Source organism: Paraburkholderia sp. BR10936, assembly GCF_040965735.1.
In the GTDB taxonomy this organism is placed as follows: Bacteria; Pseudomonadota; Gammaproteobacteria; order Burkholderiales; family Burkholderiaceae; genus Paraburkholderia; species Paraburkholderia nodosa_A.
Genome location: NZ_JBFRCM010000015.1, coordinates 185,021 through 205,129 on the forward strand (window position 1 = coordinate 185,021; position 20,109 = coordinate 205,129).

The following is a 20,109-nucleotide window of genomic DNA, read 5'->3' on the forward strand; positions in this document are numbered from 1 at the left end:
CGATCATAGGGCCAGTTCATGAAAGCCGCGTGAAAGTCCGCGCGATTCGTCTCGCGTGTCCGTTGATGCATCAAAGATCGAAGAACACCGTTTCCTGTTCGCCCTGCATGCGGATGTCGAACGTGTAGACGATGCTGCCGGCCTGCTCGCTACGGCGCGCGATGAGCGTGTCGCGGCGCGCCGCCGGCACGGCGGAGAGCACTGGGTCCGCGGCGTTGGCGGCGGCTTCGTCTTCGAAGTAGATGCGCGTAAAGGTGTGCGTGAGCATCCCGCGCATCATCACGATCACATTCAGATGCGGCGCTTCGCCGGCGATCTCGACGCCCGGCTTCACGGTGTGCACGATGAAACGGTGCTGCGCATCCGTGCCCGTGCCCACGCGTGCAAAACCGCGGAAGCCGTCTTTGGCGATTTCCTCGCGCGAAGCCGGATAGCGGCCGTTTGCGTCGACCTGCGAAAACTCGAGCATCGCGTCGAACACGGCGTTGCCGTCGCCGTCGATCACGCGGCCGATCAGCGTGATGTGCTCGCCCGGCGTTTCAGGCCCGACCACGTTGGCCGTGAAGAGGCTCTTCAAATCGAAGTCGTATTGCTGCGGACACAGGCCGTAGGCAAAGTACGGGCCGACCGTTTGCGAAGGCGTTTCCTTGAGGGCCATGGTTCAACGCTCCGTGGGGGTTTGGTTCGGGCCGCGCAGCACGATGTCGAATTCGTAGCCGAGTGCGTAGCCTTCTTCGGTGGTGTCGAGCGAGAAGCGCGAAATCATGCGCTCGCGTGCGTCTTCCGGCGTGCCCTGATAGATCGGGTCGAACGCGAGCAGCGGGTCGCCGGGGAAATACATCTGCGTGACGAGACGCGAGCCGAAGTAGTCGCCGAACAGCGAGAAGTGGATGTGATTCGGACGCCACGCGTTCGGGTGATTGCCCCAGGGATACGCGCCCGGCTTGATCGTGAGGAAACGATAGCGGCCGTCGTTATCGGTGATCGCGCGGCCGGCGCCGAGGAAGTTCGGATCGAGCGGCGCGTCGTGCTGGTCCTGCTTGTGGACATAGCGGCCGGCGGCATTGGCCTGCCAGATTTCGACGAGCGTGTTGCGCACCGGCTTGCCGCCTTCGTCGAGCACGCGGCCCGTCACGATGATGCGCTCGCCGAGCGGCGCGCCATTCCTGGCCGCGTTGCGCGTGAGGTCGTGGTCGAGCGCGCCGAGGTCGTCGGTGCCGTACACGGGTGCGTGCTGGTTGCGCAGCTTTTCCTTCAGGGGGATGAGCGGGAGCGTGGGGCCGCGTTTGACCGACGAACGGTACGGCGGATAAACGTACGCGGGATGCGAGTCGAAGTCGCGCGGCGACAGGATGGACTCGTCCATGGGGTGTCTCCTGGGGTGGATTATTGGGGAAGGGCTCGTTGCCTGCAGCGATTTGTCGCTACGAGCCGATGCAGCCACTTTATCCAAAGCGAAAAGTTATGCAAAATGATGTTTTTTCGCACTTCGTATAACGAATCGTTATGCAAAACCGGCTCGCGGACGGACGCGTCAAATTCCGCCATCTCCAGTGTTTTCTTGCCGTGGCGCAGATGGGGAGCGTGCAGCAGGCTGCCGAGAGTCTTTCGGTCACGCAGCCCGCGGTGTCGAAGACGATCGCCGAGCTGGAGCTCGTGCTGGGCGTGAAGCTGTTCGAGCGCGGTCGGCACGGTGCGGTGCCCACCCGCGAGGGGCAGCTTTTCATGCCGCACGCGAGCGCCTGCGTGAGCGCGCTGCGCCAGGGCGTGGCCTTGCTCGCGCGCGACGAAGGCGCGGTGGCCGCGACGCTTGATATCGGCGTGCTGCCCACGGTGGCGACGGCGTTGCTGCCCGGCGCGTTGCGTCACTTCGGCGAGGAATGGCCGCGGGTGAGCGTGCGGCTCGTGACGGGCGCCAACACGGAGTTGCTCGAGCGGTTGAAGACAGGGGCAATCAGCTTTGCAGTGGGCCGTCTGGCCGACCCCGAGCGCATGGTGGGCCTGAGCTTCGAGCAGTTGTACAACGAGCCGCTCGCCGTGGTGGTGCGCGCGGGACATCCGCTCGCGCCGGGGGCGGGGCTGCCGGCGCAACTCGCATCGTTTCCGCTTGTGCTGCCGCCGTTCGGCACGTTGATCCGCCAGGCGGCGGACAGTCTGCTCGCCGCCTGGGGGGCGCCGCCGCTGTCGGCGTTCGTCGAGTTGCTATCGGTTTCGGTGGGGCGCGCGCTCGCGCTCGAGAACGACGCGGTGTGGTTCGTGCCCGCCGGTGCCGTCGAGTACGACCTGCGGCGCGGGACGCTGGTGCGGTTGCCGTTGCCTTCTGCGGGCGGCGAGGAGCCGGTGGGGGTGATTCAGCGTACCGATACCCAGCCCACGCCTGCCGGTCGCGCGCTGATCGAGGCGGTGCGGCGTGCGGCGCGCGAGCGCGATGTGCGGCCGGATGGCTCAGCGGCTCCGCGGGCGCGGCGTGCGCGTACCGCAAACCCTTCCGCTGGCAAGCGTTCGCCCGACGCCGGGGGGTGAGGCTTTACGGCTCCAGCAGACCCAACGCCGCGCGCCACATCTAGCTGGCCGTGAGCTTCGTCCTGGTGCGTGACTTCGAGGTTGCCGACGCTTCCGGTGCGACGCCGGGCAGGCGCGCACTCGTTGCCATCCATAGCACTTCGGCGTCTTCTTCGCTCGTCGAAATGGCCGCGTGGCCGGTGCGGCTGTCGAAGTAGAGGCTGTCGCCGGCTTCCAGACACGTGGGCGCGTAAAGCTCCGAATACAGGCATACGCTGCCGCTGATCACGTAGAGAAACTCTTCGCCTTCGTGGCGGCCCCAGTCGTCGAACGCATCGAGCGAATGCGCGGTGATGCGGATGCGAAACGGCAGCATGGCCTTGTGCGCGAGATCGGTTGCGAGCAACTCCATTTGATAGCCGCGATAGGCGTGGCGTTGACCCGCGCCATTGCGCGTGAGCGCGCGGCGGCCGCCGGCATTGAGCTTGGGCGGGGTGCCGAACAGCTCGGCCAGGTCGATTCTGAGCCCGCCGACGATCTTTTGCAGCACGTCGAAGGTCGGCGACATGAGCCCGTTTTCGACTTTCGACAGGGTCGAGCGCGAGACGCCGCACAGGCGGCTGGCCGTATCGAGCGTCAGCTCCTGGGCGACGCGCGCGGCGCGCACGCGGCGGCCGAGGTCGGTGGTCGCCGTGCTGGCGGATGGGGTGAGCGTGGAATCCATGGGCTACGTTCGAATGCTGACGAAAAGCCCTGGTTGGGCCCCGCGATGTCTTACCGATCATATCAAACGGTTGCCCGCAAGAAACCCTGGACTGGCCTGGCTGGGCCGCGACGTCGACTCGGCGGTATGGGTTAACCCATCGTGGATTGACGCCCTGTCCAATTGCGAATTAAAACGATTCGACTTAACGATATCTAAAAGTTAATCCGCCGATGTTTTAACAAATTTTAAAGATTTCTGGTTTTGATATTAGAGTGACGCCTCAATATGCGTCCATGCGCCGCGGCTCTCACGGATTTTGATATTTATCATTGTAATCAGATGATGTGGATCAAGTGGAGAGAGCAAAATGCATGACGAACGACTGGAGTTATTGCTGGCAATCTCGCGAAGAACGCTCGGGATCGAGAGCTTCGAACTGACCGGGAAGCCGACCGCCGACGCGCACCTCGTGAGCGCGGAGGATATTGGCCGCGCGCTGGAGTCAGCCTATGACGCCGGGCTGATCGTCGGCTACCGCATGGGACGCGTGGAGTGCGAAGAGAACACCTGATTACCGCATGACGCGATTTAGGAGCGGCGCCCTTTAAAGGGGCGCCGTTTTTATTTTGGTTTTGGTTAATACGATAATAAACGTTGCCTGATTAATGGGCGATGTGGCGCCTGACCGGTTCCGACGATTGTCAATCGACGCTTCATCGGCTGCATGACTCCCAGGGTGCCTGCACCTGTTGCCAGGAAAACCTGACCGATCAGACGAGCCGACGCAATGGCGCGAGCGACCAATCGTGCGGCACGCCATGCACGGCGAAAAACCACGCGGCCACCCATGACGCCGCGACGACGATCAGGTCGCAGCGTCCGCTGCGCCACCAGTTCAGCGAATGCCGTTGAAAGATCCACGGCACACCGAGCGGATTGGGCCAGTCCGCGAACAGGTGGATCACGCCTCCGCAAGCGAAGCCGAACGCGGGCGCCGCGAGCGGCACGTGCCCGAGTTTGTGATACGACCACACGAGCAACGCGATCCAGCCGATGCCCCAGTGCGTGAACGTGCGATGCGTGATCCAGAGGCGCCGCTTCTTGCGCCACCAGGCGACCTCCAGCCAGTCGGGCGCCGATCCGCCCGCGACACCCGCTGCGAACGCGAGCGCGGCGTAGAGATGCCAGGCGCTATCGGCGCCCTGATGCGTGACGATTGCGGCGGCGATGACGCCGGCGGCCCAACCCGTGGCGTGATGTGCGGTGCCTGATGCCATGAAGCGGTGTGTTGCGAAGTCGAAGGGGGCGCAATCTTCGCAGATGTGTCGCCGTTATGACAGGGGTGACATGCGGGCGACTTGCGGTACGTCGTGTGGCGCGTGCGGTGCCCGCGCCAGCCGTTCGCGCGTCAGGTCGTGCAGCGCGCCACGTCGAAGCGCAGTTCTTCTTCAGGCGGATCGTTCGACGCGGACGCGCCGTGCGTGACGCGAATGACCGAGCCGTGGCCATTCGGCGTGAGCGTGACGAAGTACGACGCGTCCGAGCGCGAGCCTACGCTCAGTTCCGTCGTATTGCCGTCGCGCGAACTGTGCACGTGCGGCAAGCGGTCTTCGAGGCAGCTCGCGACCGACGACGCCGAACGCGCCGACGAAGCGTAGATCATCGGTTCGCCATTCGAAGCAGTGCCGGACGGCGGTGTAGAGCCACAAGCGGCGATGAGTGCGAGCGGAGTCGCGGCGAGAAGTCGTTGCGTGAGCGTTTTCATAGGCGGCGTGACAATATCGAAGCAGCGGATTATGCCAATGAGTATACGCACCCTGATCTGAATCAAGGCCTACGCAGACGTAAAAAGATGCAACAGTTCACAAGAAAAAACGCACATGCGCTTGTGGCGCATGTGCGTTTCTCAAAGGACAGGCAGCGTGGCGGGTCGCGCCGGGTTTGCCCAACCGCGAGCGATCAGAAGCGGTGACGCAGACCGACTGTCGCGGCCACCTGGTTGTTCGTTGAAGAAGGCGAGAGCGTATTGATCGCAGCGACGTTTGCGATGCCCGAGCCGTCGGCGTTATAGCCGAGCGAGCCCGAAGCGTGCTGGTAGACGCCGGCGAGGTAGACGTCCGTGCGCTTGCTCAACGAGTAGTCGGTGCCGAGCACCACGGTGTGCCACTTCGGGCTGTTGTTGCTGCCGTTGCCGGTGACCGTGCCGTCGGTGAACGTGTAGGAGCCGACGAACGCGAGGGCGGGCGTCAGATGGTAGGCGCCGTTGATTTCATAGTTGTCGACGTGCAGGTTGAGGCCTGAGAGGCCCGGCAGCGGCGCGCTGCCGCCACTCGAGAGACTCTGCATGCCGTCGATCTGCGAGTGTGTCCACACGAAGCCAACTTGTGCCGGGCCGTAGGTGTAGTTCACGCCCGCGCCAAACGAGCGCTGCAGCCGCGCCGAGATGTTCTGGTCGGCCGAGGCCGCGCTGTTCGCGGCGCCGAGGCCGCCGGAGTTGTTTTGTTGCGAGTAGGCGGCCGCGAAGTTCAGCGGGCCGTTGCCGTACGATGCGCCCACGCTCCACGCGCGGCCATTCGCGAAGCCGTTCGCGTCGTTGCTGAAGCCGTACAGGCCGCCGAACTGGAGGCCCGCGTAGTTTGCGCTGGCGTACTTGACCGAGTTCTTGATCGAATAGCTTTGGGCGAGGTTGTCGTTGTCGAACGGGTGGCCCGCGAGATTGTTGCCGTAGCCCGCGCCGGCTTCCGAGAGCGGCGAGAGGTAGTCGACCATCGAGTCGTACTGCCGCCCGAGCGTGAGCGTGCCGAACTTGTCGCTCTTCAAGCCGACGTAGGCCTGGCGGTTAAAGCCGCTGTCGCCGTTCTTGTAGCCGCCGTTGTTGAGATTGAAGCCGCTTTCGAGGGTGAAGATCGCCTTCAGGCCGCCGCCCAGGTCTTCGGCGCCGCGAAAGCCGAAGTAGTTGTTCGAGAGAGCGCCGCTGCCCTGAGCCCACAGGCTGTGGCCGCCGACGTTGTTCGCGTAGACGATGCCGGCGTCGAGCGAGCCGTAAAGGGTGACGCTGCTTTGCGCATGGGCGCTGATGGCAAATGCACTGAGGACGCCTGCAGCAATGAGTGCTTTTTTCATGTTTTTCTCCGGTCAGAACTTGGGGAATCTCAGGCCGAATATTCTGAAAATCGATTTCGTGCCCGGATGATTCGCAACGAAGTGTAAGCCCGGTATTCGGCGTATTTACGCAAATCGACGCAACAATGCATTCATCTCATTTCGCGATCGGCATTAATCGCCGTAAGTGATTGCATATAAAGACTTTTTCCATTGGATTATCGGGTGCGACAAAATGGTCTATCTGGACAATCCGTTGTGCACCCGCGACGATGCGACAAACCCGCGCAGGAGCTGGCCTAACGCGAATTCAACGCTTTTTCAAGCGCGATTCTTGTCGTTTGGTGAAAGGTACTGTTCCAGATCATGGGCTGAACCCACGCATTGCGCGGCGGTACAATGGCTTCAGCCCTCGACCAAGGGTGGTCTTTTTTCATCTGTTTTTACGCGGCTCTCGGGCCGCGTTTTTTTTGCCCGCAGGAAATTATTTTAAATTAATGCGCAAGGCGGAATGATGCGTTGCGGAAAACGCAATGATTAAAATCACCAGTCGATATTCTGCTTTGGTGGCGCGATAATCCGAACCGGCTGGATAGAAAGACGCGGCGCCCGACGCGCGACGCGATCCGGGTAGAATCCTGCCCTTGCCCCGCGACGGGCAAGTCCCCCGCAGAACCCGATGAAAACCCCGCCATGACCGATTCCTCACCCGCAACCGATTCCGATTTCCCCGCCGATGACCTCGCCGCTGAAGCCGAGGTGATCCAGGAGGCGCGCCTGTGGCGCAAGGACGGCTGGACCGCGCGCGTGATCAAGAATGAGGACGACGACGGCTGGGCCGTCGAAATGATCAAGGACGGCGAGCCTGAGCCTGCACTCGTCGGCCCGTGGACCATGGGCCGTGACAAGAAGAATCCCAAGCCGCTCGACACGTCGGCGTTCAACACGCTCGTGAAGACCGCTTCGGAGGTGCTGCGCCGGCACGAGCAGCAATTGCGCGCACTGCTGCACAAGCGCGTGAGCGTGCAGACCGCCGAAGGCGATGTGGACGTGACGCTCGACATCGTTCCCGACGAGTACGAGCCCTACGGGCTCATCAGCGCGATCGACGCGTTCGGCGAGCAACTCGCTCAGGCGCGCGTCGCGCCGAACTTCAAGCTCACGAAAGCCCGCGCCGAGGCCTGGGCCGAAGGCGGTTTCGGGCGTATCGAATAACGCTCAAAGCCTGCCCGCTTACTCCTGCTTGCAGAAGATCGCTGTTAATAGCGGTCCGGCATGGTGGACGATGGCGTTATTGCCTGCCGCCGTGAGGGCCGCCTGCACCCTGGTCTGGGTGCCGACCACGACGGCGCCGTAGGCGGAAGGGGCGATGGGTGTGCCGTCGCCGGTCTTGAAGAGCGGGTCGTCCTTCTGGAAACCCACGATGGCGAACACGCTGAAGCCATAGGCCGTCATGTGCTGGCCGCGCGCGGGCCAGAATGCGTTGATCGAATTGCTTTCGACCTTCATGGGCTTCGGATCGATCAGGTTTTGCGTGATCAGCCCGGAGATGAAGTCGTGTGCGGACTCGCTGCAGGTCAGCGAATCGTCGATGGCGGCGGCGCGGGCGTTGCCGGCGAGAAGCGTCAGGACAGCGAGAAAAAGGGCGGCAAAGGTAAAGCGTTTCATTACGTGAATGGCGAAAGTGCGTGCGCCGGAGCCGTTGGACGCAAAACGTCCGGGCTGGCGCGAAGGGTTGCACTCTACGCGTGTTCGGGCAACTTCGCTTGCGGCGCCGCGGGAGCCGATCTAGCGCTTTGCCTTACAGAACCACAAGCAAAAAGTGGGACGATCGTCGGAATACCTGCAAGATTTCTGGAAGGCGTATATATTGCGCGGTTATGACCGAAAAAGACAAACCTGTAAAAATGGCTCCGAAAGCGGTGCCGCCGCCGCGCACGTGGGACGCTCGCGCGGCGCGCTGGCTTGTCACTCCGCTTGTACCCACGCGCGTTACCCCGAATCATCTGACCACGCTGCGACTCCTGATTGGCGTTGCCGGCGGCTTTTTTCTGGCGCGCGGAGACTTTCTGCACGTCAATATTGGCGCGTTTCTGATCGTACTGTCGAATTTTGTCGATCATACCGACGGCGAACTGGCGCGTATCGGCGGTAAAACCAGCCGCATCGGGCATTTCTACGATCTCGCGGCGGACGCGCTCGTCACCGTCCTGCTGTTCCTCGGCATGGGCTACGGCCTCGGCGTCGTGGCCGCCCACACCGGCGCCGAATGGCATGTGCCGCCGGCCGTGCTGGGCGGCATCGCGGGCGTCGCGGTCGCCGTGATCTTTTTCCTGCGCATGCGCATCGAGGAAATGGCCGGCAAGGCGGGCACCCAACAGGCGTTCGCCGGCGGCTTCGAGACCGAAGACGTGCTGTATCTGCTACCCCTTGTCACGCTGACGGGCGTCGTGTCGCCGTTCATTATCGCGGCTTCGATCGGGGCGCCGTTGTTCGCCATCTGGGTGGTGCTCGACTATGTGCGCGTGACGCGCCGCCTGCGCCCCGCCAAGGAAACCCGCCAGGTGTGGAGCAGCAGATGAGCCTGCAAGCAGAACAAGAACAGGTCGTAGCGCCGCGCGCCCCCGCGCCAGCCCGCGCCTCACGCGCGGCGGCTGGCGAGCCGGACGGCGCGATCGGCCGCGCGCTGCAACCGCTGAACACCGCGCGCCTGCGCGAGGACTATCAGAGCCAGGGCTCGTTCCTGTATCTCGCCGATTTTCTGCCCGCCGACGCCACGCAACAGTTGATCGACGCGGCCAACGCGCTGCTTCCCGAAGTCAACCGCAACTATCTGCCGGGCCACAAGGCGGGCGGAAGCGTGAGCCGTCACACCATCGACCGCCTCGCGCCGTACATCGCCGAGCTTTACCGCTCGCCGCAGCTCATCGCGTGGCTCGAAAAGATCACGGGCGACCGCCTGCAGCTTTCGCCCGAAGACGACCCGCACGCTTACGCTCTCTATTACTACACGCGCGCCGGCGATCACATCGGCTGGCATTACGACACGTCCTACTACGACGGCCGCCGCTATACGGTGCTGCTCGGGGTAATCGACGAGTCGTCGTGCAAGCTCGACTACGAACTGCACACGAAAGACCCGAACAAGGCGGATGAGCCGGGTTCGGTGCAATACCCGCCGGGCGCGCTCATCGTGTTCGACGGCGACAAGCTTCGCCATCGCGTCACGCCGAGTCTCGAAGGCGAAGTGCGCGTTTCGCTCACGCTCGAATACGTGACGAACCCGAATATGCGCCCGTGGCGGCGTTTCATTTCGAACATGAAGGACGCGATTGCGTACTTCGGTTTCCGCCAGGTGTTCCGCAAGGCATTCGGAGGCAAGGCGTGAGCCGTGCTGCCATCCTGCTGCTGTCGATCGGCACGGCGCTCTTCATTGCGCTGCTCGCCTGGCAGGGGCTCGGCTCGGTCACGGGCGCACTTGCGGCCGCGGGCTGGGGCCTCGTCCTCGTTGCGACGTTCCACGTCGTGCCGCTCGCACTCGACGCGGGTGCGATCGCCGTGCTCTTCGGCCGGGACGAGCGTGTCGATCAGCGCGATGCATTGCTCGCGCGGTGGACCGGCGAATCGGTGAACAGCCTGTTGCCCGCGGGCCAGATCGGCGGCCCCGTGGCGATGGTGCGCCAGCTCGGTCAACGCGGCATGTCGATGCGCAATGCGGCTGCGGCCATCACCGTGAGCACGACGCTGCAAGCCGTCGCGCAGATCGTCTTCGCCGTATTCGGCATCGTGCTTTTTTCGGCCTACGCCGCGAATGGCGCGCCGCGCGACCTCGGCGTCGCCGCGCTGATCGCGACGGCCGTGCTCGGCGGCCTGATCGCGCTGTTTTATGTCGCGCAGCGTCGCGGTCTGTTCGGCCGCCTGCTGCGTCTGGCATCGAAAGTGTTCGGCAAGCGCGACTGGTCGGCGCTTGCCACGCGCGCCGACGCGATCGACGAAGCCGTGAAGTCGCTTTATGCCCGGCGCGGCCGCGTGGCGGCCAGCTTCGCGCTGAGCCTCGCGGGCTGGCTCGTGGGCACGGTGGAAGTGTGGCTCGCGCTGCGCTTTCTCGGCCATCCCACAGGCTGGATCGATGCGCTGCTGCTCGAGAGCATCGGCCAGGCGATTCGCGGTGCGGCCTTCGCCATTCCTGGCTCGCTGGGCGTGCAAGAGGGCGGTTATCTGCTGCTCGCGCCGCTCGTCGGCCTGCCGCCCGAGGCGGCGCTCGCGCTCTCGCTTGCCAAGCGCGCGCGAGAAATCCTGCTCGGCTTGCCGGGCCTTCTGTATCTGCATTTCAGCGAACGTAGCTGGCAACGCCGACGCGCCTTGCGCGTCTCCGCTGTCGAAGTCGCCGATTGACCTTTTTCTTCCAAGGAACGTTTGCGCATGCGCGCCATCATTCTCGCGGCAGGCCTCGGCCTGCGCCTTCAGCAACCCGCTGGAGAACAGTTTCCGAAATGTCTGCTGCAGTTCGAGGGCGTGACGCTGCTCGAACGCCATCTGCAATTCCTGGAAGAGGCGGGTGTCACGGAGGTCGTGCTCGCGCTCGGTTTCCAGCCTGAGCTGGTCGAGGCCGAACTCAAGCGCATCGGCTGGCCGCACAAGGTCGAGGTCGTGATGAATCCGCGCTTCGACCTGGGCAGCGTGCTCACGGTACATCGCACGGCAGAGGCGCTTACGCGCGGCGGCGATGTGCTGCTCATGGACGCCGACGTGCTCTACGACGAGCGCGTGTTCGCACCGCTCGTGGCGGGCGGGGCGCCTGCCAACCGTCTCTTGATCGACCGCGACTTCGAAGCCGGCGACGAGCCCGTGAAGCTGTGTCTGCGCGACGGCGTGCCCGTCGAACTGCGCAAGCAGCTGGCGGTCGGTCTGAAATACGACACGATCGGCGAGTCGGTGGGATTCTTCCGCCTGAACGAAGCGACGGCGCGCCGCTTTGCGCAGATCGTCGAAGGCTATGTCGATACGGGCCGCGCGAACCTGCCGCACGAAGAAGCGCTGCGCGACCTGCTGCTCGAACGCGGCAGCGAGTTCGAAACCGCGGACGTCACCGGCGCGCCGTGGATCGAGATCGACTTCCCCAACGACGTCACGCGCGCCGCGCAGCAGGTGCTGCCGCAACTGCGTCCCGTGGTGAGCCGCGTGAAGCAGGCCGCTATCTAGAGCGCATCTGCGCGGATTGCCTCACGCAGATTGCTTGAATCAGGCCGCGAGGTCTGTCTCCGCATGATGGCGGAGGCGGGCTTCGCGGCTTTTATTTTTTGCGCGCGCGTTTGCTGCGTGGCGCACACGCAAAGGGCGCCGCTTCATCTGTTGCCGGGTTCCCGTTTTCCGCAACAAGGGCCATAATGGCAGCTTTACGCCATCAGCCACGCTGATCGTCGTTCCTGCCCATGCCATTAGCCCTCGGCACATTCATCGTTCCGCTCATTGTCGCGTGCTCGATGTTCATGGAGAACGTGGACGGGACGGTCATCGTCACCGCGCTCCCCGCACTGGCCCGCGATCTCGGCCAGGACCCCATCACACTCAAGCTGGCCGTCACGAGCTACGTGATCGGCCTTGGCGTGTTCATCCCGATCTGCGGCTGGGTGGCCGATCGCTTCGGCTCGCGCAATGTGTTTCGCACTGCCATCGGCATCTTCATGGCAGGGTCGCTGTTGTGCGCGGCTTCGCGCTCGCTCGAGATGTTCGTGGCCGCCCGCTTCGTGCAGGGTATCGGCGGCGCGATGATGGTGCCGGTGGGCCGGATCATCATTTTCCGCTCGCTGCCCAAATCGGACTTCATTCGCGCGGTCAACTATCTCACGGTGCCCGCGCTGCTCGGCCCGGTCGTGGGGCCGCCGCTCGGCGGGTTCATCACCACGTATCTGCACTGGCGGCTGATTTTCTTCATCAACATTCCGATTGGCGTGCTCGGCATCTGGCTCGCGAACCGGCATATCGAGAACATGCACGAGGAGCATCCTGGGCGGCTAGACTGGGTCGGCTTCGTGCTCTCCGCGGGTGGGGCGTCGCTGTTCATGCTCGGCCTCTCGCTCGTGGGCGGCGAGATCGTGGCCACCGGCACCGCGGTGACGATGTGCGTGATCGGCGCGTTGCTGCTGGCGGCCTATTGGTTGTATGCGCAACGTGTCGAGCGACCCGTGCTCGATCTGAAATTTCTGCGCATCCCCACCTTCAATGCGAGCGTGGCGGGCGGGTCGCTGTTTCGCATCGGGCTCGGCGCCGTGCCATTTTTGTTACCGCTCACGCTGCAGGAAGGGCTCGGCATGACGGCGTTCGCTTCAGGCGCCATCACTTGCGCTTCGGCGTTCGGCTCGATCTTCATGAAGGCGATCGTCTCGCGCGTGCTCGGGCGCTTTGGCTTTCGCCGCACGCTGATGGTCAACGCGGTCCTCGCGGGCACGGCCATCGCGATATGCGGCTCGTTTTCGCCGGGCATGCCCGTGTGGCTCATCTGGGTCATCGTGCTCGCGGGCGGGATCTTTCCTTCGCTGCAATTCACCGGCCTCAATTCGCTCGCCTACGCCGATATTCCGACGCGCGACATCGGCCGCGCCACGAGCGTGGCAAGCGTGATCCAGCAGGTGTCGCTCGGCCTCGGCGTGACGATCGCGGGCCTCGTGCTGCAGATCTCGCACCGGGTGCAAGGGCATTCGGCCATTGTCTGGTCCGATTTCTGGCCCGCGTTTCTCGTGGTCGGGCTCTTTTCGGCAGCGTCCATTCCGGTGACGATGCGTTTGCCCGCGAATGCGGGCGACGAAATTGCGCGCGGCCGGCGCGGCGAGGCCTGATCCAGTCCAGAACGGACGCCGTCTTGCACGGCAGCGGAATCAGCGGATCGCCGGATCGCAATCGTTTTCCTGGCGTGCTATAAGGCCAAGGCAGGTTTCTGGTAGGCCAACAAACCGAATCATGGGGTGAACTCGATGAAGCTGGTTGAAAAAACGAAAATTTCCGCTGCCGCTCTCGCACTGCTTTCGCTATCCGCCTTGTCCACGGGCTTCCTCGAAGCCACGCCGGCCTTTGCGAAGGATACGCAGCAACGCCCTGCGGTCCTCAATGCATCCGCCGTGGCCGTTGCCGACAAGTACGCGGCCGACGCCGCCGAGCAGATCCTCAAGGAGGGCGGTAACGCCGTCGACGCGGCGGTCGCCATCGCCTTCTCGCTCGCCGTGACGTACCCCGAAGCCGGCAACATCGGCGGCGGCGGGTTCATGACGCTCTACGTGAACGGCAAGCCGTACTTTCTCGACTATCGCGAGCGCGCGCCGCTCGCCGCCACGCGCACGATGTACCTCGACGACAAGGGCAACGTGATCCCGGGCAAGAGCCTTTACGGCTACGACGCCGTGGGCGTGCCGGGGACGGTCGAGGGCATGTGGGAGGCGCAGAAGCGCTTCGGCAGGCTGCAATGGAAGCAGGTGCTCGCGCCGGCGATCAAATATGCGCGCGACGGCTTCGTCGTGGACGAGCAGCTCGCGAAGCGCCGTGAGGCCGCGGAAAAGGACTTCGCCGGCAAGACCAATTTCGACGACTACTTCGGCAACCTGAAGGAGGGCGTCACGTTCAAGCAGCCCGATCTCGCCAATGTGCTCACGCGCATTGCGAACCAGGGCGCGAAGGACTTCTATGACGGCAAGACCGCGGATCTGATCGCCGCTTCGATGAAGGGTCACGGCCTCATCACGAAGCGCGACCTGCAGGAGTACAAGGCAGTGTGGCGCCAGCCCGTGGAGGCGAAGTGGAACGGCTACGAGATCATCACTGCGCCGCCCCCGAGCTCGGGTGGCGTGGGCCTCGTGCAGCTGCTCAAGATGAAGTCGATGCTGGCGCCGCAATTCAAGGATGTGCAGCTCAATTCGCCGCAGTACATCCATCTGATCGCGGAAATCGAGAAGCGCGTGTTCGCGGATCGCGCGCAATATCTCGGTGACCCCGACTTCTACAAGGTGCCGGTCGCGCAGCTCACCGACGACGCGTACCTCGCGAAGCGCGCTGCCGAAGTCGACCCCGACAAGCCATCCGACACCAAGAGCGTACAACCGGGCCTCGGCACCTCGATGCCTGAGAAGGCGGAGACGACGCACTTCTCGGTGGTCGACAAGTGGGGCAACGCCGTTTCGAACACGTACACGGTCAATGGCTACTTCGGTTCGGGCGTGGTCGTGCCGGGCGCCGGCATCGTGCTCAACGACGAGATGGACGATTTCGCGTCCAAGCCCGGCGTGCCTAACATGTTCGGCGTGGTGGGCAGCGACGCGAACGCGATTGCGCCGAAGAAGCGTCCGCTTTCGTCGATGACGCCGACCATCCTCACGAAGGACGGCAAGGTGGCGCTCGTGATCGGTACGCCGGGTGGCTCGCGCATCTTCACGTCGGTGTTCCAGGTCATCAACAACAACTACGACTTCGACATGCCGTTGAAGGACGCGGTGGCGGCGATGCGCTTCCACCACCAGTTGCTGCCGCCCAACACGATTTTCTGGGAGCCGTATGCGCCGATCGACGGCGAACTCGCCAGGCAGGTCGAGGCGAAGGGCTACGTGCTGAAGGCGCAGGACTTCAACGGCGACATCCAGGCGATCCGTATCAACGGCGATACGCCCGACGCGGTTTCCGATCCGCGCGGCCGTGGCGTCTCGCGTCTGATCCAGTAAAAACCGCGACGCCGATGCGAAACGATGCGCTGCGCATGAAAGCAAACCATTTCGCATCGGCAAGCTGGCATGAGGCGGCAAAAGTTTGCATGACGTGAGCGTTTGTCCTCAAATCTGGGGATGCCGCTCCGTAATTCATCGCGTACTATGCAACCTCCGGCGGAAGACAGCCCTTTGCCGGCGTGTGTTTTTCTTGGGGCGGCATTTGCCGCCCCATTTTCTTTTCGGCATGCCCGCTTCACGCTTCACAGTCGCACTGCATATTGAATCCGTCAGGCGAGATCATTAAGCTCTGATGTTTGCGTCGCCGCGCAAGCGGGGCGCGCGCCCACTTCTCATCGCACCCGAGCATGGACCTGACGAGCCGCGAACTCGCGTTGATCGCCGACGTCTTCAAGCTGCTGGCCGACCCTATCTTGCCCGAGGGTGCCTTGCGTCTCGAAGTGGGGCGGCGCCTGCTCGAACTGCTGCGCGCCGACGGCCTGCATGCGGGCGCGGACCTGTTCGTCTGGTCGGGCGAAGAGTATCTCGATCATCTGCGCATCGGGCGCGGCAAGCGGCGCGAGCATCTTTCCGATCGGGAGCTGGCGCTGTTCGATCTGGTGCGCCCGGCTTTCATCGCCGCGCTGGCGCGCTCGCGCGCGCAGACGGGCCACGTTCAGCCGCCGCCAGCCGACCCATCCACTGCGGATAACGAAGCGATCAACCGCTTGACGCGGCGCGAGCGCGACGTGGTCGCGCTCGTGGTGGAAGGGCTGCTCGACAAGGAGATCGCCGAGCGGCTAGGCATTTCCTATACGACCGTGCGCACCCATCTCGATCGTTCGTTTCAGAAACTCGGCGTCAGCAACCGCTCGCGCCTCGCGCGACTCGTGCAGTCGACGCAGCGCTGAGGCGTGCCGCGCTTCCCCTTATTCCGGCACGGCTGCCGAAACGTTCTTGCCTGCGGCGTCGATCAACCCGAGGCAGGTTTGCGCGTTGCCGATCCGCTCGATCGCGAGCAGCGCGAAGCGCGCAAGAAAGAGCGGGCCGTTGACTTCGCCCAGATTGGTCATGGTCTTGCACAGCTGCGTGTAGACGGTGTCGAGTTCGCTGTCGGTCATGGCTTTCTCCATCTGTACTTGATTCCGCCAGCGCTCAGGCGCACAGCGCATGGTCAAGGGCGGCGAGCGCCTGCGTGGCGACTGTGCCGGCTTCGCCGTGCCAGCGGCCGAGCACGTGGCCGTCCGGGCGCACGAGGTAGAGCGTGCCGGGCTTGGCGCCGTACATCGGGAACAGGCGTCCTATTCGGTCCCAGCCGCTGCGGCGTGATGCGTCGTCGGGCTGGCGCTGTGCGAGCGGCACCAGCGCGAACGGCAGCGCGCGGGCGGCCAGCGTCGTTTCGAGCGCGGCGATCGGGGCGGGCGTCGCGTCATCCTCGCTGAAGTAGAACGCCGTAAAGCATGGCGCGATCAAGTCGGTCATGTGCCCTTCACGCACGCCAGCCTGATCGACGATCGTGAGCGGGCATTCGGGCAGCACCGTGCCCGGCACCGGACCGCTCGCGAATGCGTCGGAGGCCGCGTTGAGCGGCGAGGCCGCGTAGGCGATGGCCGAAGTCTGGCGCGGATTGATCAGCGAGCGCACGGCGGCGTGCTCGCGCGCGAGGCTCAGCACGGCGGTGCGCATCAGGTCGAAGGCGAACGACGGCGGCGCCATGAATTCTGTGCTCTTCGTGCCATAGCTCAGGTTTTCGTGCGCGGCGTAGACGCGCTCATCGGAGTAGCTGTCGAGTAACGCGTCGCTCCCGAGCCCCTTCACGACATACGCGAGTTTCCACGCCAGGTTGTCGGCGTCGTCGATGCCGGAGTTCGCGCCGCGTACGCCGAAGATCGGCACGAGATGCGCCGCGTCGCCCGCGAACAGCACGCGGCCGTGGCGATAGCGCTCGAGCGTGAGCGCGTTGGCCTTGTAGATCGTGATCCAGACCGGCGACCACGATGCCTTCTCGCCCATCATGTCGAGCAGGCTCTGCACGCGCGGCATGACGTTTTCGGGCTTGATCGCTTCGTCGGCGTCCTCGCCGTCGCGCAGCTGATAGTCGATGCGCCAGACGTTGTCGGGCTGCTTGTGGACGAGCACGGTCGAGCCGGGATTCGACGGCGGGTCGAAATACGCGAGCCGTTCCGTCGGCCGCGCGCTGTCGAGCAGGATGTCGACGATCACATAACGGCCCTCATAGCTCGTGCCCTGAAGCTTCAGGCCGAGCGACTCGCGCACCGTGCTGCGGCCGCCGTCCGCGGCGACGAGCCAGTCGGTCTGCGCGGTGTAATCGCCTGCGGGCGTGGAGAGCGAGAGCGTGGCGCCATGCGCGTCTTCGTGCAGGGCCGTCACCTTCGTGCACCAGCGAATGTCGATGAGATCGGCGTGCCGCTCCGCTGCGTCGAGCAGGAACTGCTCGATGTGGTACTGCGCGAGGTTGACCATCGGGGGGAGCTTCTGGTTTTCGTCCTGCGGCATCGTGAAGTGCAGCACTTCGTCGTTGCGATAGAAGCTGCGCCCACCGGTCCACGGCAGACCTTTGGCGAGAAAGCCGTCGAGCGCGCCGAGGCGCTCGATGATTTCGAGGCTGCGGCGCGAGATGCAGATCGCGCGGCTGCCGTAGCAGACCGATGCGTCGGCTTCGATCAGCACCGAGCGCACGCCGTGCTTCGCGAGGCCGAGCGCGATGGCGAGCCCCACTGGACCGCCGCCGACGATCGTCACGGCGTGGCGTTGCGCTTCACGGCCGCCTTCGAGTTCGGGCAGGCGGGCGGCGTACTGCCTGGCCTCGAACGGATAGGGTTTGAATCCGGCGCTCATGGGGATTGCGTCTCCGATACGTAAGTCTTGTGCTTGCCGGCATGCCCCGAGCGGGGGCGCTGGCGATGAAGTCAGTATGGAGCGCGAGACGCGGCCCGCTGTCCTCAATTTGGGTACAGGGGGCTTACGGGGGGGAATTTTGCGCAGTGGTTTTTTGCGCGCGCTTGCGGCGGGTGTTTAACCGTGATCCGTCGCGAGACAAAGCGCAAAAAGCTGCCGCTGGCTCGAAATGCCCAGCCGCTGATACGCGCGTTTCTGATAGGTCACCACACTGCTGGGCTTCACGCCCATGCACTCGGCGATTTCAACCGCGCTACGCCCTTCGAGCACCCCGCGCAGGGCGTCGAGTTCGCGTTTGGAGAGCGTGGGGCAGAGCCCGCGCAGGCGCGCGAGCATCATCTGAGGAATGCCGAGCTGGCTCTGGCCGCGAATCGTGTAGTGATGCCGGGCCGACTCGCCGATCAGCGGCGCGAGCGATTCGACCAGTTCCACTTCGCCCGGCTGAAAATTGCCGGCGTCGCTTTCGCGGTACAGATTCACGGAGAGCCAGATGTCGGCGGCGGGCTGCAGCAGCAGCGAGAGCCGGTCGGACACGTTGGGCGTGGCGTAACACGCGGTGCGATAACCATCGTGCGCGATGTCCGCGCTGCTTTGCCAGTGCAGCACGAGCGACGAGCCGGGCTTGTCGGCCGAGGCGCCGGAAACGATCTGCTGATTGCCGTCGAGCGCGTAGAAGAGGCGCGCGTAGGTATCGGCGACGTCGCGCAAAAAGCGCCCGCCGCGATGATCGGCCACGGAAACCGTGCGCGGCCGGTTGCCGAATTCGTAGGCGAACACGGTGCACTGCGTGACCGACGTCGCCGGGCCGAGCATGTTCAGCACTTCGGCGGCGAGCGCATTGGCGTCGTCGCGGCCGATGGCCGAAACGAGGCTGGTGACGCGCGAGAGGTCGAATTGACCTGTCTGCCTCGGTCGATCGAGATGCCAGTAACGCATGTGTCTTGACGGAAAACGGCTGGAAAAAGCAACTTTTACGAGATTAGCACCGTTTCGCATCGCCGCGAAAGCGCCGGCAGCGGGGCCGGATCGCCCGCCCGATGCCGCCGCGAAGCCTGCGTCAACGAGAGCAAGGAATGGCACGTTGGGGTAATCTCCACCCTCGGCCGGCGCGGTATGCGCGCCACGTTTCCTTACCTGAATATCCCTGCGCGCAGGTTATCTCGAAATGTTGACGCTCCCCACCGCGATTCCACCCGATTTCGGCGCCGGAGCGGTCTTTCTCAGCGTACTCGTGACGCAACTGGGCGTGCCCGTCCCGGCCGCGCCGGTGTTGATTCTCGCGGGCACGATGGCGGCGAGCGGCGAGACGTCCTACGGGAGCCTGCTGGCGGCGGCCGTGATCGCGACGCTGCTCGCGGATTCGCTGTGGTTCGCCGCAGGCCGCAAGCGCGGGCGGCGTCTGCTCAATGGGCTCGTGCGTTTTTCGCTGTCGCTGGACACGACGATCCGCATCGCGCGCAACGTATTCGAGCGCTACGGCGCGCCCATTCTCGCGGTGGCGAAGTTCGTTCCGGGGCTCGGCCTGATTTCCGCGCCGCTGCTCGGCACGACGACGGTGGCGGTTCACGTCTTCCTGCTGTGGGACACGGTCGGCGCGGCGTTGTGGGCGGGCACCTGGCTGCTCGGCGGCGCGGCGCTGCATGCGGAAATCGTGCGATTCGCGGCGTTCGTGCGCGCGAACGGCATGACGATTTTCGACGTGCTCGCCGTGGCGGGCGTGCTGTTCCTCGCCTGGCGCTGGCTGCGGCGCATGCAGTTCCGCCACTGGCTGGCGACGCACCGCATTTCGCCCGATCAGCTCGACGAGATGATGAAGTCGAGTGCACCGCCCATCGTGCTCGACGCGCGTCCGCAAGCCGTGCGTCAGAAGGAGGCTTACCGCATTCCCGGCGCGCGGCCGCTGAATCTCGAATCGAGCGAAGAACTCTCGCCCGAGCTGATCGGGCGTCCGATCGTCGTGTACTGCGTGTGCCCGAACGAGGCGACGGCCAAGCGCATCGTCGATCAGTTGCGCAACAAGCACATCTATCACGCGCGCGCGCTCAAGGGCGGGCTCGACGCGTGGGAGCGCCACGGTTATCCGGTCGAGCCGCTGTCCAACGAGTTCCACGCGGCCCATGCCCATGCCGATGAGCTCGAAGCGGGCGAGGAAGCCGAATACACCGTGCGGGCAAGTCTTTCCAAATAACGGTGGTC

Annotated in this window: 21 protein-coding genes; 11 read left to right on the forward strand and 10 right to left on the reverse strand. The window is 64.3% G+C overall.

Annotation, left to right across the window (positions count from 1 at the left end):
* Positions 1-70: 70 nt before the first annotated feature.
* Together pcaG and pcaH are read right to left on the reverse strand one after the other, a co-directional pair.
* Positions 71-658, reverse strand: coding sequence for a protocatechuate 3,4-dioxygenase subunit alpha (pcaG, locus tag AB4Y36_RS28270; RefSeq protein ID WP_368618470.1), 588 nt, complete (start codon positions 656-658; stop codon positions 71-73).
* A gap of 3 nt (positions 659-661) precedes the next feature.
* Positions 662-1,366: a protocatechuate 3,4-dioxygenase subunit beta gene (pcaH, locus tag AB4Y36_RS28275; protein ID WP_069267444.1), complete on the reverse strand. Its 705-nt coding sequence runs from the start codon at positions 1,364-1,366 to the stop codon at positions 662-664.
* Between the two features lie 140 nt (positions 1,367-1,506).
* On the opposite strand from pcaH, the gene pcaQ reads away from it, so the two are divergent.
* Positions 1,507-2,523, forward strand: coding sequence for a pca operon transcription factor PcaQ (gene pcaQ, locus AB4Y36_RS28280; RefSeq protein WP_069267445.1), 1,017 nt, complete (start codon positions 1,507-1,509; stop codon positions 2,521-2,523).
* A gap of 40 nt (positions 2,524-2,563) precedes the next feature.
* On the opposite strand, the gene AB4Y36_RS28285 is transcribed toward pcaQ, so the two are convergent.
* Positions 2,564-3,226, reverse strand: coding sequence for an XRE family transcriptional regulator (locus tag AB4Y36_RS28285; RefSeq protein WP_342946331.1), 663 nt, complete (start codon positions 3,224-3,226; stop codon positions 2,564-2,566).
* Positions 3,227-3,575: 349 nt separating this feature from the next.
* On the opposite strand from AB4Y36_RS28285, the gene AB4Y36_RS28290 reads away from it, so the two are divergent.
* Complete coding sequence (locus tag AB4Y36_RS28290) at positions 3,576-3,779, forward strand: hypothetical protein (protein ID WP_342946330.1); 204 nt, start codon at positions 3,576-3,578, stop codon at positions 3,777-3,779.
* 199 nt (positions 3,780-3,978) lie between these two features.
* On the opposite strand, the gene AB4Y36_RS28295 is transcribed toward AB4Y36_RS28290, so the two are convergent.
* The 3 genes from AB4Y36_RS28295 to AB4Y36_RS28305 form a co-directional block, all read right to left on the reverse strand.
* On the reverse strand, positions 3,979-4,485 hold the full coding sequence (locus tag AB4Y36_RS28295; protein WP_069267448.1) for a metal-dependent hydrolase: 507 nt from the start codon (positions 4,483-4,485) through the stop codon (positions 3,979-3,981).
* Positions 4,486-4,616: 131 nt separating this feature from the next.
* Positions 4,617-4,871 carry a sugar ABC transporter ATPase gene (locus AB4Y36_RS28300; RefSeq protein ID WP_256094947.1) on the reverse strand — a complete coding sequence of 85 codons (255 nt, stop codon included), beginning with the start codon at positions 4,869-4,871 and terminating at the stop codon, positions 4,617-4,619.
* A 296-nt stretch (positions 4,872-5,167) separates the two neighbouring features.
* The gene (locus tag AB4Y36_RS28305; protein WP_069267450.1) at positions 5,168-6,331 is read right to left on the reverse strand and encodes a porin; all 1,164 of its coding nucleotides are present in this window, start codon (positions 6,329-6,331) and stop codon (positions 5,168-5,170) included.
* A 672-nt stretch (positions 6,332-7,003) separates the two neighbouring features.
* Here AB4Y36_RS28305 and AB4Y36_RS28310 point away from each other — a divergent pair.
* Positions 7,004-7,525, forward strand: coding sequence for a hypothetical protein (locus tag AB4Y36_RS28310; protein ID WP_069267451.1), 522 nt, complete (start codon positions 7,004-7,006; stop codon positions 7,523-7,525).
* 18 nt (positions 7,526-7,543) lie between these two features.
* On the opposite strand, the gene AB4Y36_RS28315 is transcribed toward AB4Y36_RS28310, so the two are convergent.
* Positions 7,544-7,978 carry a hypothetical protein gene (locus tag AB4Y36_RS28315; protein WP_069267452.1) on the reverse strand — a complete coding sequence of 145 codons (435 nt, stop codon included), beginning with the start codon at positions 7,976-7,978 and terminating at the stop codon, positions 7,544-7,546.
* 212 nt (positions 7,979-8,190) lie between these two features.
* Here AB4Y36_RS28315 and AB4Y36_RS28320 point away from each other — a divergent pair, with 212 nt between their 5' ends.
* The 7 genes from AB4Y36_RS28320 (at position 8,191) to AB4Y36_RS28350 (ending at position 15,905) form a co-directional block, all read left to right on the forward strand.
* Positions 8,191-8,892 carry a CDP-alcohol phosphatidyltransferase family protein gene (locus AB4Y36_RS28320; protein WP_368684768.1) on the forward strand — a complete coding sequence of 234 codons (702 nt, stop codon included), beginning with the start codon at positions 8,191-8,193 and terminating at the stop codon, positions 8,890-8,892.
* Positions 8,889-9,698 carry a 2OG-Fe(II) oxygenase gene (locus tag AB4Y36_RS28325; protein WP_342946328.1) on the forward strand — a complete coding sequence of 270 codons (810 nt, stop codon included), beginning with the start codon at positions 8,889-8,891 and terminating at the stop codon, positions 9,696-9,698. Before AB4Y36_RS28320 ends, AB4Y36_RS28325 begins: the two co-directional genes overlap by 4 nt.
* Positions 9,695-10,705: a flippase-like domain-containing protein gene (locus AB4Y36_RS28330; RefSeq protein ID WP_368684746.1), complete on the forward strand. Its 1,011-nt coding sequence runs from the start codon at positions 9,695-9,697 to the stop codon at positions 10,703-10,705. Before AB4Y36_RS28325 ends, AB4Y36_RS28330 begins: the two co-directional genes overlap by 4 nt.
* 27 nt (positions 10,706-10,732) lie before the next feature.
* Entirely contained in the window at positions 10,733-11,512 is a 780-nt protein-coding gene (locus AB4Y36_RS28335; RefSeq protein WP_368684747.1) for an NTP transferase domain-containing protein, read from the forward strand.
* Positions 11,513-11,742: 230 nt separating this feature from the next.
* Complete coding sequence (locus AB4Y36_RS28340) at positions 11,743-13,146, forward strand: MFS transporter (RefSeq protein WP_368618474.1); 1,404 nt, start codon at positions 11,743-11,745, stop codon at positions 13,144-13,146.
* 135 nt (positions 13,147-13,281) lie between these two features.
* On the forward strand, positions 13,282-15,012 hold the full coding sequence (gene ggt / locus AB4Y36_RS28345; protein WP_069267488.1) for a gamma-glutamyltransferase: 1,731 nt from the start codon (positions 13,282-13,284) through the stop codon (positions 15,010-15,012).
* Between the two features lie 350 nt (positions 15,013-15,362).
* Positions 15,363-15,905: a LuxR family transcriptional regulator gene (locus AB4Y36_RS28350; RefSeq protein ID WP_069267457.1), complete on the forward strand. Its 543-nt coding sequence runs from the start codon at positions 15,363-15,365 to the stop codon at positions 15,903-15,905.
* Positions 15,906-15,923: 18 nt separating this feature from the next.
* Here AB4Y36_RS28350 and AB4Y36_RS28355 read toward each other — a convergent pair whose 3' ends face one another.
* The 3 genes from AB4Y36_RS28355 to AB4Y36_RS28365 all read right to left on the reverse strand — a co-directional run bounded on the left by AB4Y36_RS28355 (position 15,924) and on the right by AB4Y36_RS28365 (position 18,849).
* Entirely contained in the window at positions 15,924-16,115 is a 192-nt protein-coding gene (locus AB4Y36_RS28355) for a hypothetical protein (RefSeq protein ID WP_069267458.1), read from the reverse strand.
* 34 nt (positions 16,116-16,149) lie between these two features.
* Positions 16,150-17,853, reverse strand: coding sequence for an FAD-dependent oxidoreductase (locus AB4Y36_RS28360; protein ID WP_368684748.1), 1,704 nt, complete (start codon positions 17,851-17,853; stop codon positions 16,150-16,152).
* A gap of 177 nt (positions 17,854-18,030) precedes the next feature.
* Complete coding sequence (locus tag AB4Y36_RS28365) at positions 18,031-18,849, reverse strand: helix-turn-helix transcriptional regulator (RefSeq protein ID WP_368684749.1); 819 nt, start codon at positions 18,847-18,849, stop codon at positions 18,031-18,033.
* A gap of 229 nt (positions 18,850-19,078) precedes the next feature.
* On the opposite strand from AB4Y36_RS28365, the gene AB4Y36_RS28370 reads away from it, so the two are divergent.
* On the forward strand, positions 19,079-20,101 hold the full coding sequence (locus AB4Y36_RS28370) for a VTT domain-containing protein (RefSeq protein ID WP_069267461.1): 1,023 nt from the start codon (positions 19,079-19,081) through the stop codon (positions 20,099-20,101).
* Positions 20,102-20,109: the final 8 nt, after the last annotated feature.